This is a genomic window from Streptomyces sp. DH41, from assembly GCF_029813785.1.
Classification (GTDB): domain Bacteria; phylum Actinomycetota; class Actinomycetes; order Streptomycetales; family Streptomycetaceae; genus Streptomyces.
The window spans coordinates 152,197-166,870 of sequence record NZ_JARVKY010000019.1 but is presented as its reverse complement, the minus strand read 5'-3'; the positions used below and the strand labels follow the sequence as shown (position 1 = coordinate 166,870).

The 14,674-nt window shown below is 68.2% G+C and carries 15 protein-coding genes; 6 read left to right on the top strand and 9 right to left on the bottom strand.

Annotated elements, in window-relative coordinates:
- Window positions 1-76 precede the first annotated feature (76 nt).
- From QC283_RS27855 to trxA, 5 genes are all read left to right on the top strand, one after another.
- Window positions 77-1,795, top strand: coding sequence for a protein kinase family protein (locus QC283_RS27855; protein WP_279564452.1), 1,719 nt, complete (start codon window positions 77-79; stop codon window positions 1,793-1,795).
- Between the two features lie 31 nt (window positions 1,796-1,826).
- On the top strand, window positions 1,827-2,552 hold the full coding sequence (gene sigM / locus QC283_RS27850; RefSeq protein WP_279564451.1) for an RNA polymerase sigma factor SigM: 726 nt from the start codon (window positions 1,827-1,829) through the stop codon (window positions 2,550-2,552).
- 17 nt (window positions 2,553-2,569) lie between these two features.
- On the top strand, window positions 2,570-3,469 hold the full coding sequence (locus QC283_RS27845) for an anti-sigma factor family protein (protein ID WP_279564450.1): 900 nt from the start codon (window positions 2,570-2,572) through the stop codon (window positions 3,467-3,469).
- A gap of 162 nt (window positions 3,470-3,631) precedes the next feature.
- The gene (gene trxB, locus QC283_RS27840) at window positions 3,632-4,600 is read left to right on the top strand and encodes a thioredoxin-disulfide reductase (protein ID WP_279564449.1); all 969 of its coding nucleotides are present in this window, start codon (window positions 3,632-3,634) and stop codon (window positions 4,598-4,600) included.
- A gap of 41 nt (window positions 4,601-4,641) precedes the next feature.
- Window positions 4,642-4,974 (top strand): thioredoxin, encoded by a 333-nt coding sequence (gene trxA / locus QC283_RS27835; protein ID WP_003975042.1) that lies wholly within the window; start codon window positions 4,642-4,644, stop codon window positions 4,972-4,974.
- An 84-nt stretch (window positions 4,975-5,058) separates the two neighbouring features.
- Here trxA and QC283_RS27830 read toward each other — a convergent pair whose 3' ends face one another.
- The 9 genes from QC283_RS27830 to rpmH all read right to left on the bottom strand — a co-directional run bounded on the left by QC283_RS27830 (window position 5,059) and on the right by rpmH (window position 12,083).
- A complete protein-coding gene (locus tag QC283_RS27830) occupies window positions 5,059-5,676 on the bottom strand; it encodes a GNAT family N-acetyltransferase (RefSeq protein WP_279564448.1) in 618 nt (205 codons plus the stop codon).
- A gap of 333 nt (window positions 5,677-6,009) precedes the next feature.
- A complete protein-coding gene (locus QC283_RS27825) occupies window positions 6,010-7,122 on the bottom strand; it encodes a ParB/RepB/Spo0J family partition protein (protein ID WP_279564447.1) in 1,113 nt (370 codons plus the stop codon).
- On the bottom strand, window positions 7,119-8,192 hold the full coding sequence (locus QC283_RS27820; RefSeq protein ID WP_279564473.1) for a ParA family protein: 1,074 nt from the start codon (window positions 8,190-8,192) through the stop codon (window positions 7,119-7,121). The genes QC283_RS27825 and QC283_RS27820 overlap by 4 nt, the downstream gene beginning before the upstream one ends.
- A 326-nt stretch (window positions 8,193-8,518) precedes the next feature.
- Window positions 8,519-9,238, bottom strand: coding sequence for a 16S rRNA (guanine(527)-N(7))-methyltransferase RsmG (gene rsmG / locus QC283_RS27815; protein ID WP_279564446.1), 720 nt, complete (start codon window positions 9,236-9,238; stop codon window positions 8,519-8,521).
- 125 nt (window positions 9,239-9,363) lie between these two features.
- Window positions 9,364-9,876 carry a Jag family protein gene (locus QC283_RS27810; RefSeq protein WP_279564445.1) on the bottom strand — a complete coding sequence of 171 codons (513 nt, stop codon included), beginning with the start codon at window positions 9,874-9,876 and terminating at the stop codon, window positions 9,364-9,366.
- 15 nt (window positions 9,877-9,891) lie between these two features.
- On the bottom strand, window positions 9,892-11,178 hold the full coding sequence (yidC, locus tag QC283_RS27805; protein WP_279564444.1) for a membrane protein insertase YidC: 1,287 nt from the start codon (window positions 11,176-11,178) through the stop codon (window positions 9,892-9,894).
- Window positions 11,179-11,181: 3 nt separating this feature from the next.
- A complete protein-coding gene (yidD, locus tag QC283_RS27800) occupies window positions 11,182-11,556 on the bottom strand; it encodes a membrane protein insertion efficiency factor YidD (RefSeq protein ID WP_279564443.1) in 375 nt (124 codons plus the stop codon).
- Window positions 11,553-11,924 (bottom strand): ribonuclease P protein component, encoded by a 372-nt coding sequence (gene rnpA, locus QC283_RS27795; protein WP_279564442.1) that lies wholly within the window; start codon window positions 11,922-11,924, stop codon window positions 11,553-11,555. Before rnpA ends, yidD begins: the two co-directional genes overlap by 4 nt.
- Window positions 11,925-11,945: 21 nt before the next feature.
- Entirely contained in the window at window positions 11,946-12,083 is a 138-nt protein-coding gene (gene rpmH, locus QC283_RS27790) for a 50S ribosomal protein L34 (protein WP_069813595.1), read from the bottom strand.
- 376 nt (window positions 12,084-12,459) lie between these two features.
- Between rpmH and dnaA the strand changes: the two genes are divergently transcribed.
- Complete coding sequence (gene dnaA / locus QC283_RS27785) at window positions 12,460-14,385, top strand: chromosomal replication initiator protein DnaA (RefSeq protein WP_279564441.1); 1,926 nt, start codon at window positions 12,460-12,462, stop codon at window positions 14,383-14,385.
- The last annotated feature ends 289 nt before the right edge of the window (window positions 14,386-14,674 follow it).

The window sequence follows — 14,674 nt, the reverse complement described above, 5'->3', positions numbered from 1 at the left end:
CACAATTGGGTTCGGCGTCGGACCGCGCGCATCGAGAGCCGGTCGGCGCGCATTGATTGGGGAGGCAGGAACGACGGTGGCAGAACGGAGCACAGCTGCCGTCGACGTGGCAGACAACAGCGGCGACGAGCCGCTGACCGCCCAGGCGGACCAGTCCACGGCCGACGGGGTGGCCAACAACCGGGAGCGGGACACGGACAGCGACGAGGCACAGGGGAGCCCCACGAGCGAGGATTCCGGCAAGGCCTCGCCTCCCGAACTGCACAGCGGGCACAAGCTCGCCAGACGCTACCGCCTCGAGGAGTGCGTCACCCGTCTGGACGGCTTCAGCAGCTGGCGGGCCGTGGACGAGAAGCTCCGCCGCGCCGTCGGGGTCCACATCCTCCCCTCGGACCACGCCCGAGCCCGCTCCGTGCTGGCAGCGGCACGCTCCTCCGCACTGCTCGGCGATCCCCGCTTCGTCCAGGTCCTCGACGCCGTCGAGGACAACGACATCGTCTACGTCGTGCACGAGTGGCTCCCCGACGCCACCGAGCTGACCGCGCTGCTCGCCTCCGGCCCGCTGGAGGTGTACGACGCCTACCAGATGGTCAGTCAGATCGCCTCCGCCATGGCGGCAGCGCATCGCGAGGGCCTCGCCCACCTGCGCCTGAGCCCCACCGCCGTGCTGCGCACGTCGACGGGCCAGTGGAGGATCCGTGGACTCGCCGTCAACGCCGCGCTCCGCGGCATTGGTTCCGACACTCCTCAGCGCGCCGACACCGAGGCCATCGGTGCCCTGCTGTACGCCACTCTCACCCAGCGCTGGCCGTACGAGAGCGACGCCCACGGCCTGGCCGGCCTGCCCAAGGACATCGGGCTGATCCCACCGGACCAGGTGCGCGCGGGCGTCCACCGCGGCCTGTCCGAGCTCGCCATGCGGGCGCTCGCCAACGACGGCGCCACCGCCTCGCGCCACGAGTCCCCGTGCACCACGCCGGAGGAACTGGTGAAGGCCATCGGCGAGATGCCCCGCATCCGCCCGCCGGAGCCTTCCTACACGGCCCCGCCCGCCTACCAGCGCACGGCCTACCAACAGGGCGCCTACGGCCGTCCCACGCCGCGCCCCGGTGCCACCCAGCCGGTGCCGACCCCGCCGCCCCCGCTGCAGAGCCGTACCGGCAAGGCGCTCAAGTGGGGCGTCTCCGCTCTGCTGATCGCCGCGCTCGGCCTGGGCAGCTGGCAGCTCGCGGACGCCATCATGGAACGGGGCGGCAAGGCGGACGACCAGAACCAGACGCAGACGACTGACGGCAACGACAAGAACGACGAGCAGCCCAGGCCCGTCAAGCCGATCAGCGTCCAGGACTCCCAGGAGTACGTCGCCGAGGGCAGCGCCCAGGCACCCGGGGACGTGGCCAAGACCTACGACGGCGACCCTTCCACCTACTGGCGTACGAACAGGTACGTCGACGGGCCGACGCTCGCGCCGTACAAGCCGGGCGTCGGCATCGTCTACGACCTCGGCTCGTCCCAGGAACTCTCGACAGCGTCGATAGGTCTCCGATACGCGGGTGATCACACGACGGTGCACCTCTACGCCACCGACTCCCTGTCGCCCTCGACCGGTATCGACGGGATGAAGGAGATCGCGACCGCCACCACCAGTGGCACCTCGCTCACGGTGAAAGCGTCGAAGCCACCCAAGACCCGGTACGTCCTGCTGTGGATCACCGCCGTACCGAGTGCTCCCGCCGACGGTTACAGCGGAGCCGGGTACAAGCAGGCAGTCACCGACGTGACGTTCAAGGGCTGAGAGCCCGCCGGGGAAGAGGGGGAGGAGGCCCATGGCGGGTGACAGCGCATACAGCGGCATCAGCGATCAGGACCTCCTCGCCCGGCACGTCGAGGGCGACCCCGAAGCCTTCGGCGAACTCGTACGCCGTCACCGCGACCGGCTCTGGGCCGTGGCCCTTCGGACGCTGGGGGACCGCGAGGAGGCCGCTGACGCCGTTCAGGACGCGCTCGTCTCCGCCTACCGGGCCGCCCACACCTTCCGCGGGCAGGCAGCCGTCACTACATGGCTGCACCGCATCACGGTGAACGCCTGCCTGGACCGCGCCCGCAAGGCCGCCTCCCGGAAGACCGCTCCCGTCGACGACACCGAGCGCCTGGAGCAGCTCCTGGAGCCGCACGAGTCGGCCTCGGCCCCTGCCGAGCGCAACGACCTGCATCGTCAGCTACTGGAGGCCCTGGGCACCCTGCCGACCGATCAGCGGGCTGCTCTAGTCCTGGTGGACATGCAGGGCTATCCCGTCGCGGAGGCCGCCCGCATCCTCGATGTACCGACCGGCACGATCAAGAGCAGGTGCGCCCGTGGCAGAGCCAGACTCCTGCCGTTGCTCACCCACCTGCGCCCGGAGGGCAGCGGCGAGAACGGGAAGCCGGACGCGGAACGGAACCGGACGCAGGGGGCATCCGTCCCACCCGCAGCGGGACCGCATCGTGCGGGACCGTCGGATGCGGGGCCGAGCGATTCAGCCGCAGTGAAGGGCGGAGGTGGACGAGCGTGACGTCGTCGACGACAGACATGACCGGGCACCCTGACGTCGCGGAAATCTCCGACCTCGCCGAAGGCCTGCTCCCGCCCTCACGGACCACGGATCTACGGCGGCACCTGGAGACCTGCGAGCTCTGCGCGGACGTCTACGCGTCACTGGAGGAGATCCAGGGACTGCTCGGCACGCTGCCGGGACCGACGCGGATGCCCGACGACGTGGCCGCCCGGATCGACGCCGCCCTGGCGGCCGAGTCCCTGCCGAGGGCCAAGACGCCGGACATCTCGAAGCCCGCGCCTGTCACTGCGGTGCCCGCCGCCGACGCGACTGACGACGCGCGTGTTTCACGTGAAACATCGGGATCGGCGGGCCGGCCCGCCGGGCATGCCCGCTCTTCGTCCACCGGCCCGGGCCGCAAGGATCACAGGCGAAGCGGGCGACGCAGGATCGCTGTCCTCGGCACCGTGGCCGCCGCTGCCGCCCTCGGACTCGGCACCGTGATCGTCACCTCCCTCACCGGGGGCAACCCGGCCGACGACACCACTCACGGACAGCAGACCGCGCTCGCGGACACCTTCTCCGAGGGAGAGCTGAAGCAACAGGTCACCGATCTCATCGCCACGGAGCAGGACGCTCAGAACGGGCCGCGTACACCGCGCAGCTTCGGCATGGAGTCCGAAACCGGTGGTGACAACCGCGTCTTCAAACAGCCGACGGTTCCTGAGTGCGTCCAGAAGGGCATCGGCCGCGACGACGCGGCGCTCGCCACGAAGGAAGGCGTCTACAAGGGCAAGGAAGCCCTACTCGTCGTACTGCCCGACGCCTCCAACGACAGCCGTGTCACCGCGTACATCGTCGAGTCGACGTGTGTGGAACAGCCTGCTGTCAGCAAGGCCGAGATCCTTCTCAAGAACTCCTACGCGCGTTCCTGAGCACGGAGACCCACTCCTCTTCCCCTATGCCCGGACCTTCGGCTCCGTGTGCCCGGGCACAGCGGGAATGCGCGCCCCGTAGGATCCGTTGGGTGGGGTGAGAGCTCCGACAGAAGCTCCACCCGGCCCTGAAGACGCAGTCCAGAGACGAGGAATGAAGCCGTGAGCGACGTCCGAAACGTGATCATCATCGGCTCCGGGCCCGCCGGCTACACGGCGGCGCTCTACACCGCGCGCGCGTCGCTGAAGCCGCTGGTGTTCGAGGGCGCCGTCACCGCGGGTGGTGCGCTGATGAACACCACCGAGGTGGAGAACTTCCCGGGCTTCCAGGACGGCATCATGGGCCCCGAGCTCATGGACAACATGCGGGCCCAGGCGGAGCGCTTCGGCGCCGAGCTGATCCCGGACGATGTCGTCGCCGTCGACCTGACCGGTGAGATCAAGACCGTCACCGACACCGCGGGTACGGTCCACCGAGCCAAGGCCGTCATCATCACCACCGGTTCCCAGCACCGCAAGCTCGGCCTGCCGAACGAGGACGCCCTCTCCGGCCGCGGCGTCTCCTGGTGCGCCACCTGCGACGGCTTCTTCTTCAAGGACCAGGACATCGCCGTGATCGGCGGCGGTGACACCGCGATGGAGGAGGCCACGTTCCTCTCCCGCTTCGCCAAGTCCGTGACGATCGTCCACCGCCGCGACACCCTGCGCGCCTCCAAGGCGATGCAGGAGCGCGCCTTCGGCGACCCCAAGATCTCGTTCGTCTGGGACAGCGAGGTCGCCGAGGTCCAGGGTGACCAGAAGCTGTCGGGCCTGAAGCTGCGCAACGTCAAGACCGGAGAGCTCTCCGACCTGGCGGTGACCGGCCTCTTCATCGCGATCGGCCATGACCCGCGCACCGAGCTCTTCAAGGGCCAGCTCGACCTGGACCCGGAGGGCTACCTGAAGGTCGAAGCCCCGTCGACCCACACCAACGTGACCGGTGTCTTCGGCGCCGGTGACGTGGTCGACCACACGTACCGCCAGGCGATCACCGCCGCCGGCACCGGCTGCTCCGCCGCGCTCGACGCCGAGCGCTTCCTCGCCGCGCTCACCGACGAGGACAAGGCCGAGCCCGAGAAGACCACTGTCTGACCCCCGTTCGCCCCACGCACCAACCACTTAAGGAGCCCGCCGTGGCCGGCACCCTGAAGCATGTGACCGACGACTCCTTCGAGCAGGACGTCCTCAAGAACGACAAGCCCGTCCTGGTGGACTTCTGGGCCGCCTGGTGCGGTCCGTGCCGCCAGATCGCGCCGTCCCTCGAGGCCATCGCCGCCGAGTACGGCGACAAGATCGAGATCGTCAAGCTGAACATCGACGAGAACCCGGGTACGGCCGCCAAGTACGGCGTCATGTCCATCCCGACCCTGAACGTCTACCAGGGTGGCGAGGTCGCCAAGACCATCGTCGGTGCCAAGCCGAAGGCCGCGATCGTTCGCGACCTCGAGGACTTCATCGCCGACTGACGTTTCGCGTGAAACACGAATGGGCCGACCCGGACGGGTCGGCCCATTCGCTTTTCACCGGACCTCCTGCGCACCGGCGCGCTGCTACAGCGGTCGCAGCGCCGGTTCCTTCTGGACGGCCCCGAGCAAGCGGTCCAGCGCCATCTCCACGTCTTCCTTCCAGGACAGCGTCGAGCGAAGATCCAGCCGCAGCCGCGGATGGCTGGGATGAGGGCGGACCGTCTTGAAGCCCACTGCCAGCAGGTGCTCTGCCGGCAGTACACAGGCGGGCTCCTTCCAGCGGGCGTCACCGAACGCCTCGATCGCCTTGAAGCCCCGGCGCAAAAGATCCTTGGCTACCGTCTGGACCATCACCCGGCCCAGCCCCTGCCCCTGGTAGCCCGGCACCACGAAGGCGGTCATCAACTGCACCGCATCGGGCGAGACAGGACTGGTGGGAAACGCCGCCGAGCGCGGTACATACGCGGGAGGCGCGTAGAGGACAAAGCCCACCGGCACCTCATCGACGTAGACCACCCGGCCGCATGATCCCCAGTCCAGGAGGACGGCGGAAATCCAGGACTCCTTCTCCAGGGCCGATGTGCCCGCCTTTACCGCGGCTTCGCCGCTGACGGGATCCAGCTCCCAGAAGACGCACGAGCGACAGCGCTGGGGAAGGTCCTGAAGGTTGTCCAGCGTGAGCGGTACGAGCCGGCGCCCCATGAAGGCTGTTCCTCGCTTCCTTCGCCCGCCGCGTCGCGGGCGGCTGTCAAAGCGCTCCGTTCCCTGAGCAGGCTGCCGATGAACCCACCGACCGCGCCCAGCCCCAAGCCCGCGCTCACCAGTCCGGTACGGCTCATCATTCGCATGGCCCCTGCCTTCCTCTCGTCCCAGAGGTACTGCCAGGTGACTGCGCCATCCCGATCGCATCGTATCCACGATGTGGTGACCCCGACACCGACGCAAAGCAAAGGGCGGGCCGTGTTCCGGTACGCACCGGACACGACCCGCCCTGTCAGCAGCTGGAGCAACGCCCGTGATCCACCTGCCCGAGCCTCAGGAGTCGAGCTCCTCGGCCTCACCGTCCAAGAGGCCCTTCTGCAGCACGGGCCCTTCACCGGGAGCGAGGCTTCCCAGGATCCGCTCAAGGTCCTCCATGGAAGCGAACTCCACGGTGATCTTGCCCTTCTTCTGCCCCAGATCGACCTTCACCCGTGTCTCGAAGCGGTCCGAGAGCCGCGTCGCCAAGTCCGAGAGCGCCGGCGAGACCAGGGCACCGGCTCGTGGGCCCTTGCCCCGCTGCGTCTTCTGCGGCCGGGAACCCATCAGGGTCACGATCTCCTCGACCGATCGCACCGAAAGCCCCTCGGCCACGATCCGGTGAGCCAGCCGGTCCTGCTCCTCAGAGTCCTCCACGGAGAGCAGTGCCCGCGCGTGCCCGGCGGAGAGCACCCCGGCGGCCACCCGGTTCTGAACCTTCGGAGACAGCTTCAGCAGACGCAGCGTGTTGGAGACCTGAGGCCGGGAGCGCCCGATGCGGTCCGCCAGCTGGTCGTGTGTGCAGCTGAAATCCTTCAGCAGCTGGTCGTAGGCGAAAGCCTCCTCCAGCGGGTTCAGCTGGGCCCGGTGCAGGTTCTCCAGCAACGCGTCCAGAAGGAGCTTCTCGTCCTCCGTGGCCCGCACGATCGCGGGGATGGCATCCATCTCCAGCTCTCGGCAAGCCCGGAAACGACGCTCACCCATGATGAGCTCGTAGCGTCCGGGGCCCGTCTGCCGGACGACGACCGGCTGGAGGAGACCCACCTCCCTGATGGAGGTGACGAGCTCAGCCAGCGCGTCATCGTCGAAGTCCTTGCGCGGCTGCTTCGGGTTCGGCGTGATGGCGTCGAGCGGGACCTCCGCGAAGTGCGCCCCCACAGGCGACCTGAGCGTGTCCACACCACTCGATACCGCACTGGTCGCCGCCGACTCCTCCGTTTCACGTGGAACCGGAGGCAGCGTGGCCACCTTCGCCGCGGCCACCCCGCGGTCGTTCGGCAGCAGCGGCCTCGGACCCGGGGAGGCGGAAGCCGCGTTCCCCAATGCCGCCGAGGCCACCGACTTCTCCGTCGGAGCGTTGGGGATCAGTGCGCCCAGACCACGGCCCAGCCCCCTCCGTCGCTCACTCACTGGATCCCCTCCACCATGTTCGGGTCATTCTGTGCGCCGAGGTGGGCGTGCGTCGCGTCGTAGCTGACGCCCACGCCCCTCAACGCGATCTCGCGTGCCGCCTCCAGATAGGAGAGAGCACCACTCGATCCTGGATCGTAGGTCAGAACGGTCTGCCCGTAACTCGGGGCCTCGGAGATACGGACCGAACGCGGAATGCTCGTCCGCAGCACCTCGTCACCGAAGTGACTGCGCACCTCGTCCGCGACCTGCGACGCGAGCCGCGTCCGGCCGTCGTACATGGTGAGCAGGATCGTCGACACATGCAGCGTGGGGTTGAGATGCCCCCGCACCAGATCGACGTTCCGCAGGAGCTGCCCCAGCCCTTCCAGCGCGTAGTACTCGCACTGGATCGGGATCAGCACCTCCTGGCCCGCGACGAGCGCGTTGACCGTGAGCAGGCCGAGGGAGGGCGGGCAGTCGATGAGGATGTAGTCCAGCGGCTGCTCGTACGCCTGGATCGCCCGCTCGAGCCGGCTCTCGCGGGCCACCAGAGAGACCAGCTCGATCTCGGCACCAGCGAGATCGATCGTGGCGGGTGCACAGAAGAGGCCCTCGACGTCAGGGACCGGCTGGACCACCTCTGAGAGCGGCCTGCTCTCGACCAGCACGTCATAGATGGATGGGACATCGGCGTGGTGGTCGATACCCAGCGCGGTGGAGGCATTGCCCTGCGGGTCGAGGTCGACGACCAGGACCCGGGCACCGTGCAGGGCGAGCGACGCGGCAAGGTTGACGGTCGTCGTCGTCTTGCCCACACCGCCCTTCTGGTTGGCGACCACCATGACCCTGGTCTGCTCGGGCCGCGGCAGTCCCTCACCGGCGCGGCCCAGCGCATCCACCGCCAGTTGGGCAGCACGACCGATCGGAGTGTCGTCCATCGGAGGCGGTGTTTCACGTGAAACATCCGCCCCCATCGACTCGGTACGGGGACCGGGGACCGGATCGGTCATCGGTCCCGCGATATTGGCGTCGGACCGCAAGGATTCACTCTCCTCGACTTCAGGCTCGCAATGAACAGAGCCTCCCATGCCTTCGGGGTCATGAACCAGTGAGGCCTGGCGTTCTGTGGAGAAATCCACCTCTGTGGACAACTCCATGCCCTCCCCGAGCGACCCGAGAGGCTTTCGGTCACGAGGGTCGGCCGCAGCGCGGCCGCGACTGATGATGCCGTGCAGCAGTGAGCGACGTTTCACGTGAAACACGATGCACAGCAGCCGAAGCCGAACTACCGCGACACTCCGGCATACGTAGCTTTGGCAGCTTGTGTGGAGTACTGCCGGTACTGCCGACCATCACGACGGATCGGCACCGGGACAGATCGACACCGCCCACCCCACAGCGGCCACCTGGGCCACTAACCGCGACGCCGACGTGCCCGCCCCGTCCGGGCAGCCTTGGCCCGCTTGGCGGCAAAGCGCACACCCCCCGGGCTCTCTCCGACCTCAACCCGCACCACAGTGGACATCGGGTCCACGACCCCCTCACCCACATGCAGGATGGATGTCTCCACCGCACCCAGCTTGCTCAGCGCCGTAGCCGAGGCCTTCAGCTCCTCCTCGGCCGTGTCTCCCTTGAGAGCGAGCATCTCGCCGTACGGGCGCAGCAGCGGAACCCCCCATGTGGCCAGCCGATCCAACGGAGCAACGGCACGCGCTGTCACCACATGCACCGGCGGCATCTTGCCCATGACCTCCTCGGCCCGGCCACGCACGACAGTGACATGGTCCAGGCCCAGCATCTCCACGACCTCGGTCAGGAAGTTCGTGCGCCGCAGCAGCGGCTCCAAGAGCGTGATCTTGAGGTCCTCCCGGACGAGGGCAAGCGGGATCCCCGGCAGGCCGGCGCCCGAGCCGACGTCGCACACCATCACTCCCTCGGGCACGACCTCCGAGAGCACCGCACAGTTCAGCAGATGCCGCTCCCACAGGCGGGGCACCTCACGCGGACCGATCAGACCGCGCTTCACCCCCGCCTCAGCGAGCAGCTCCGCGTAGCGGACCGCGTCCGCGTACCGATCACCGAACACTTCACGCGCCTGCTCGGGCACAGGGGGAAGCTCCGCTGCCTCCGTCACGGGGGACCGTCCTTCCGTACGGCACCGGCGCACCAGTCGCCGCTACCAGAACCACCAGAACTATCAGGCTGACAAAATTCGGCCCCGTCTGCGCAACAGACGGGGCCGGAGAACGTGAGAACCGATCAGGCGGGAAGCACGACGACGAAGCGCTCCGGCTCCTCGCCCTCGGACTCGCTGCGCAGACCCGCGGCCTTGACCGCGTCGTGCACGACCTTGCGCTCGAACGGGGTCATCGGCTTCAGCCGCGAGGGCTCGCCGCTGCTCCTGACCTCGGCCGCGGCCTTGGCGCCCAGCTCGGAGAGCTCGGCGCGCTTCCTGGCCCGGTAGCCCGCGATGTCGAGCATCAGCCGACTGCGGTCCCCGGTCTCCCGGTGCACGGCAAGGCGCGTGAGCTCCTGCAGTGCCTCCAGCACCTCGCCGTCCCGGCCGACCAGCTTCTCCAGGTCACGGCCGTCCGAGTCGCTGATGATCGAGACAGAGGCACGGTCGGCCTCGACGTCCATGTCGATGTCGCCGTCGAGGTCGGCGATGTCGAGCAGACCCTCCAGGTAGTCCGCGGCGATCTCGCCCTCGTTCTCGAGGCGAGTCAGGGTGTCTGCACCCTCGGCAGCGGCGGAGGTGGTGCCTTCCGTCACGGGATGGGCTCCTTCTTACTTCTTCGACGGGGACTTGGGCCGCTGCGGGCCCTTGCGCTGTCCGGACTGTGCCTTGCTACGGCCACCGCCGCCGGACTTCTGAGCCGGCTTCTTGGCGCCGGCCGCAGGCTTGGTGTCCTGCTTGCCGTCCTGCGGCTCGTCCGACTTGGTCAGCGAGGTCTTCGGCTCGGACTCGCCGGCCACCTTGGTGGTCTGACGCTGGGACTTGCTCTGCCGCTTGGGCTGCTGCCGCTTCGGCGTCGCGGGGGTGGCCACGGTCGCCCCGTCCTCGGTCTGGGCGGCGACAGCGGCGTCGTTCTTCACCACGGTGCCGTCGGCCTGGGCCGCCATGCCCGCCTTGTTCAGACCGTTGACGAACTTCCGCTCGAACTCGTTGCGGTCCCGGCCCTTGGCGACGATGGCCTTCACGATGGCCTTCTCACCACGACCACGCGTCTTGCCGTGCTGGGTGACGCTCTTGTGCAGGCGCTCCAGGTAGGCGGCCTGCGCCTTGGATCCCGGCGTCGGGTTGTTGCGGATGACGTACATCTGCTGGCCCATGGTCCACACGTTGGTGGTCAGCCAGTAGACGAGGACACCGACGGGGAAGTTGATGCCGAAGATGGCGAACATGACCGGGAAGACGTACATCAGCATCTTCTGCTGCTGCATGAACGGCGTCTTCACCGTCGTGTCGACGTTCTTGGTCATCAGCTGGCGCTGGGTGAAGAACTGCGACGCCGACATCAACACGATCATGATCGCGGTGACGACCCGGACGTCCGTCAGCGAGGACCCGAGCGCCTCCACCTTGGAGGCGCTGTCCATGAACTTCGAGGCCAGCGGCGCACCGAAGATGTGAGCCTTCTGCGCACTCGCCAGGAGGCTCTTGTCGATCACGCCGATGGTGTCGTTCGACGCGATGGCGTTGAGCACGTGGTACAGGGCGAAGAAGAACGGAGACTGCGCCAGGATGGGAAGGCACGAGGAGAGCGGGTTGGTACCCGTCTCCTTGTACAGCTTCATCATCTCTTCGGACTGGCGCTGCTTGTCGTTCTTGTAGCGCTCCTGGATCTTCTTCATCTCCGGCTGGAGCGTCTGCATCCCGCGCGTCGCCTTGATCTGCTTCACGAAGAGCGGGATCAGGCAGATACGGATGAGAATCACCAGGGACACGATGGACAGGCCCCAGGCCCATCCGGTGTCAGGGCCGAAAATGGCGCCGTACACGCTGTGGAACTGGACGATGACCCAGGAGACAGGTGTCGTGATGAAGCTGAAGAGGCTGGCAATCGTGTCCACTAATCATGCTCCTTGGGCATGGGGCTGGGTCTCTGCGGCCGGGCTCGAAGGACTGGACGGACTCGTCGGAGAAGTCCGTCCCTCGGTGGCCGGTTCGGCGGCGGAGGGCCCGCCCTTGCGTGCACGCCAGGCGCCACGCAGCATTTCGTGCCACCGCGGACGCTTACGCGGCGGAACATGGTCCACGCCGCCCAGCGACCACGGATTGCACCGCAGGATGCGCCAAGCGGTGAGCGCCGTGCCCTTGATGGCACCGTGCCGGTCGATGGCCGTGTAGCCGTAGTGGGAACACGACGGGTAGTACTTGCACACGGGCCCCAGCAGCGGACTGATCGTCCACTGGTACAGCTTGATCAGAGCCAGCAGCGGGTACTTCATCGCGCGCCCCCTCCCAGCAGCCGCTGCAGGGCGGCATCCAGGTCTCGGGCCAGCTGTGCATGGTCTGCGTCACCCGCACCGGGCAGCGCTCGTACGACTACCAGGCTACCGGGGGGAAACAGGGCGATCCGGTCGCGCATCAGATGGCGAAGCCTGCGCTTCACCTTGTTGCGCACCACCGCACCTCCCACAGCTTTGCTCACGACGAAACCCGCACGTGTCGGGGGAGCGCTCTCCCCAGGCGCGTGCGGGTCCGTGGCACCGCTTCGAAGGTGGACGACGAGGGCCGGGCGGCCGGCCCGGCGACCTCGTCGAACCGCGGTCGCGAAGTCCTCGCGCCGCCTCAGCCGGTTCTCGGTGGGCAGCACGATGTCATGACCTGACCGGGATCAGGCGGACAGACGGCTGCGACCCTTGCTGCGGCGCGTCGCCAGAATCGCGCGGCCGGCACGGGTACGCATACGCAGCCGGAAACCGTGGGTCTTCGCACGGCGACGGTTGTTCGGCTGGAAGGTGCGCTTGCTCACTCGGGGGCTCCAGAAAGAATCGGGGTTGGCGGGGTGCCGTCCTGGCTGTCACCGTGCGCCCACGAGTAGCTCGCGTTACGCCCGTGTGCACCGCTTTTCAATCACCTTGGACGTGATCTGTGCCCATCGGAGGCAGGCGGCAGCAGCCATCGACAACTCGACCTGGTTACGGTACGTGAGACTGCGCCATTCGGTCAAACCAGTGGTGACCGGGAGACGCTTGTCCACAGGCTGGGGACAACAACTTGAACCCTACCCGCCGCGCTGACTACCGTGACTGGACTCCGATTCGTTCCCTTATCCCTGCCCCACCCGAGTTTCATCCCGACCCGTCCCCGAATCACACGTTCGAGGGACTCGTGAGAGAGCGTGCCCTGTGGCTGACGTACCTGCCGATCTTGCCGCAGTGTGGCCACGCGTACTGGAGCAACTCCTCGGGGAGGGCCGCGGGCAGGGTGTCGAGTCGAAGGACGAGCACTGGATCCGGCGCTGCCAGCCCCTTGCGCTGGTCGCCGACACCGCCCTGCTCGCCGTACCGAACGAATTCGCGAAAGGCGTACTGGAGGGCCGTCTCGCCCCCATCGTCAGCGAGACCCTGAGCCGCGAATGCGGCCGTCCCATCCGCATCGCGATCACCGTCGACGACACCGCGGGCGAACCCGCCGGCCCCACCCCGCCGGCGGCACCCGCCGGCCCCCCGCACCGCTATGAGGAGCCCGAGCTCCCCGCCCCCGGCCAGGGCCGCGACGAGTACGAGGGATACGACGGGTACGGCCGCCACCGCGCCGACCAGCTCCCCACCGCCCGCCCCGCCTACCCGCAGGAATACCAGCGCCCCGAGCCCGGCCCCTGGCCCCGCCCCGCGCAGCAGGACGACTACGGCTGGCAACAGCAGCGCCTCGGCTTCCCGGAGCGGGACCCCTACGCGTCACCACCGCAGGAGTCCTACGGCCAGGAGCCGTACCCCAAGGGCACCCGTCAGCAGGACTCGTACCCGCAGGACACGTACCAGCAGGGCTACCGTCCGCAGCCTCCGGACCGCCCTTCGTACGACTCCCAGCGCGGCGACTCCCGCGGCGACTCACAGCGCGGCGACTACGACCAGCCGCGCGGCGACTACGACCAGCGCGGCCCCCGCCGGGACCTGCCCGAACCGCCGTCCGGCTCCGGACACGTCCACCGCGGCGGCCCCGTCGGACCCGGCCCCGCCACCGGCGCCCCCGGCCCGCTGGCCGCGCAGCCCGCGCCGGCGGCCGGCCCCGGCGAGCCGACCGCACGGCTGAACCCGAAGTACCTCTTCGACACCTTCGTCATCGGCGCCTCCAACCGCTTCGCCCACGCCGCGGCCGTCGCCGTCGCCGAAGCACCCGCCAAGGCGTACAACCCACTCTTCATCTACGGGGAGTCGGGACTCGGCAAGACCCACCTCCTGCACGCCATCGGGCACTACGCCCGCAGCCTCTACCCCGGCACGCGCGTGCGCTACGTGAGCTCCGAGGAGTTCACCAACGAGTTCATCAACTCGATCCGCGACGGCAAGGGCGACAGCTTCCGCAAGCGCTATCGCGAGATGGACATCCTGCTCGTCGACGACATCCAGTTCCTCGCGGACAAGGAGTCGACGCAGGAGGAGTTCTTCCACACCTTCAACACCCTCCACAACGCCAACAAGCAGATCGTCCTCTCCTCCGACCGGCCGCCCAAGCAGCTGGTCACACTGGAGGACCGGCTGCGGAACCGTTTCGAGTGGGGTCTGATCACCGACGTCCAGCCCCCCGAGCTGGAGACGCGCATCGCGATCCTGCGCAAGAAGGCGGTCCAGGAGCAGCTCAACGCCCCGCCGGAGGTACTGGAGTTCATCGCCTCGCGGATCTCGCGCAACATCCGCGAACTGGAGGGGGCGCTGATCCGGGTCACCGCGTTCGCGTCGCTCAACCGGCAGCCGGTCGACCTGGGCCTGACCGAGATCGTCCTGAAGGACCTGATCCCCGGCGGTGAGGACTCGGCCCCCGAGATCACGTCCACGGCCATCATGGGCGCCACCGCCGACTACTTCGGCCTCACCGTCGAGGACCTGTGCGGCACCTCGCGCGGGCGAGCTCTGGTGACGGCCCGGCAGATCGCCATGTATCTCTGCCGCGAGCTGACGGACCTCTCACTGCCGAAGATCGGCGCGCTGTTCGGCGGCCGGGACCACACCACGGTGATGCACGCCGACCGCAAGATCCGCAATCTGATGGCCGAGCGGCGCTCCATCTACAACCAGGTGACCGAGCTGACCAACCGCATCAAGAACGGCTGACGGCCGCCGCCACAGCCGGGCACATCCACCGGCACATCCACCGGCACAGCCGCCGGCACGGCCCTCGAGGCGCCTCGGACACCTCCGGGGCGCCTTTTCCGCGCCCGCCGCATGCCCGCTGCACGCTCGCTCCATGCCCTCGAGGACGAAGCCGCTGTTCGATTACCTGCCGGGTTACGGCCGTCCTCCACAGATTCGGTCACTTTTTTCCGTCCACACCTTGGGGACTGGGAAGTTGTCCCGATCCTGTCCACAGGCCAAGGTGTTGAGGAAGCATCAGGGCAGGTCA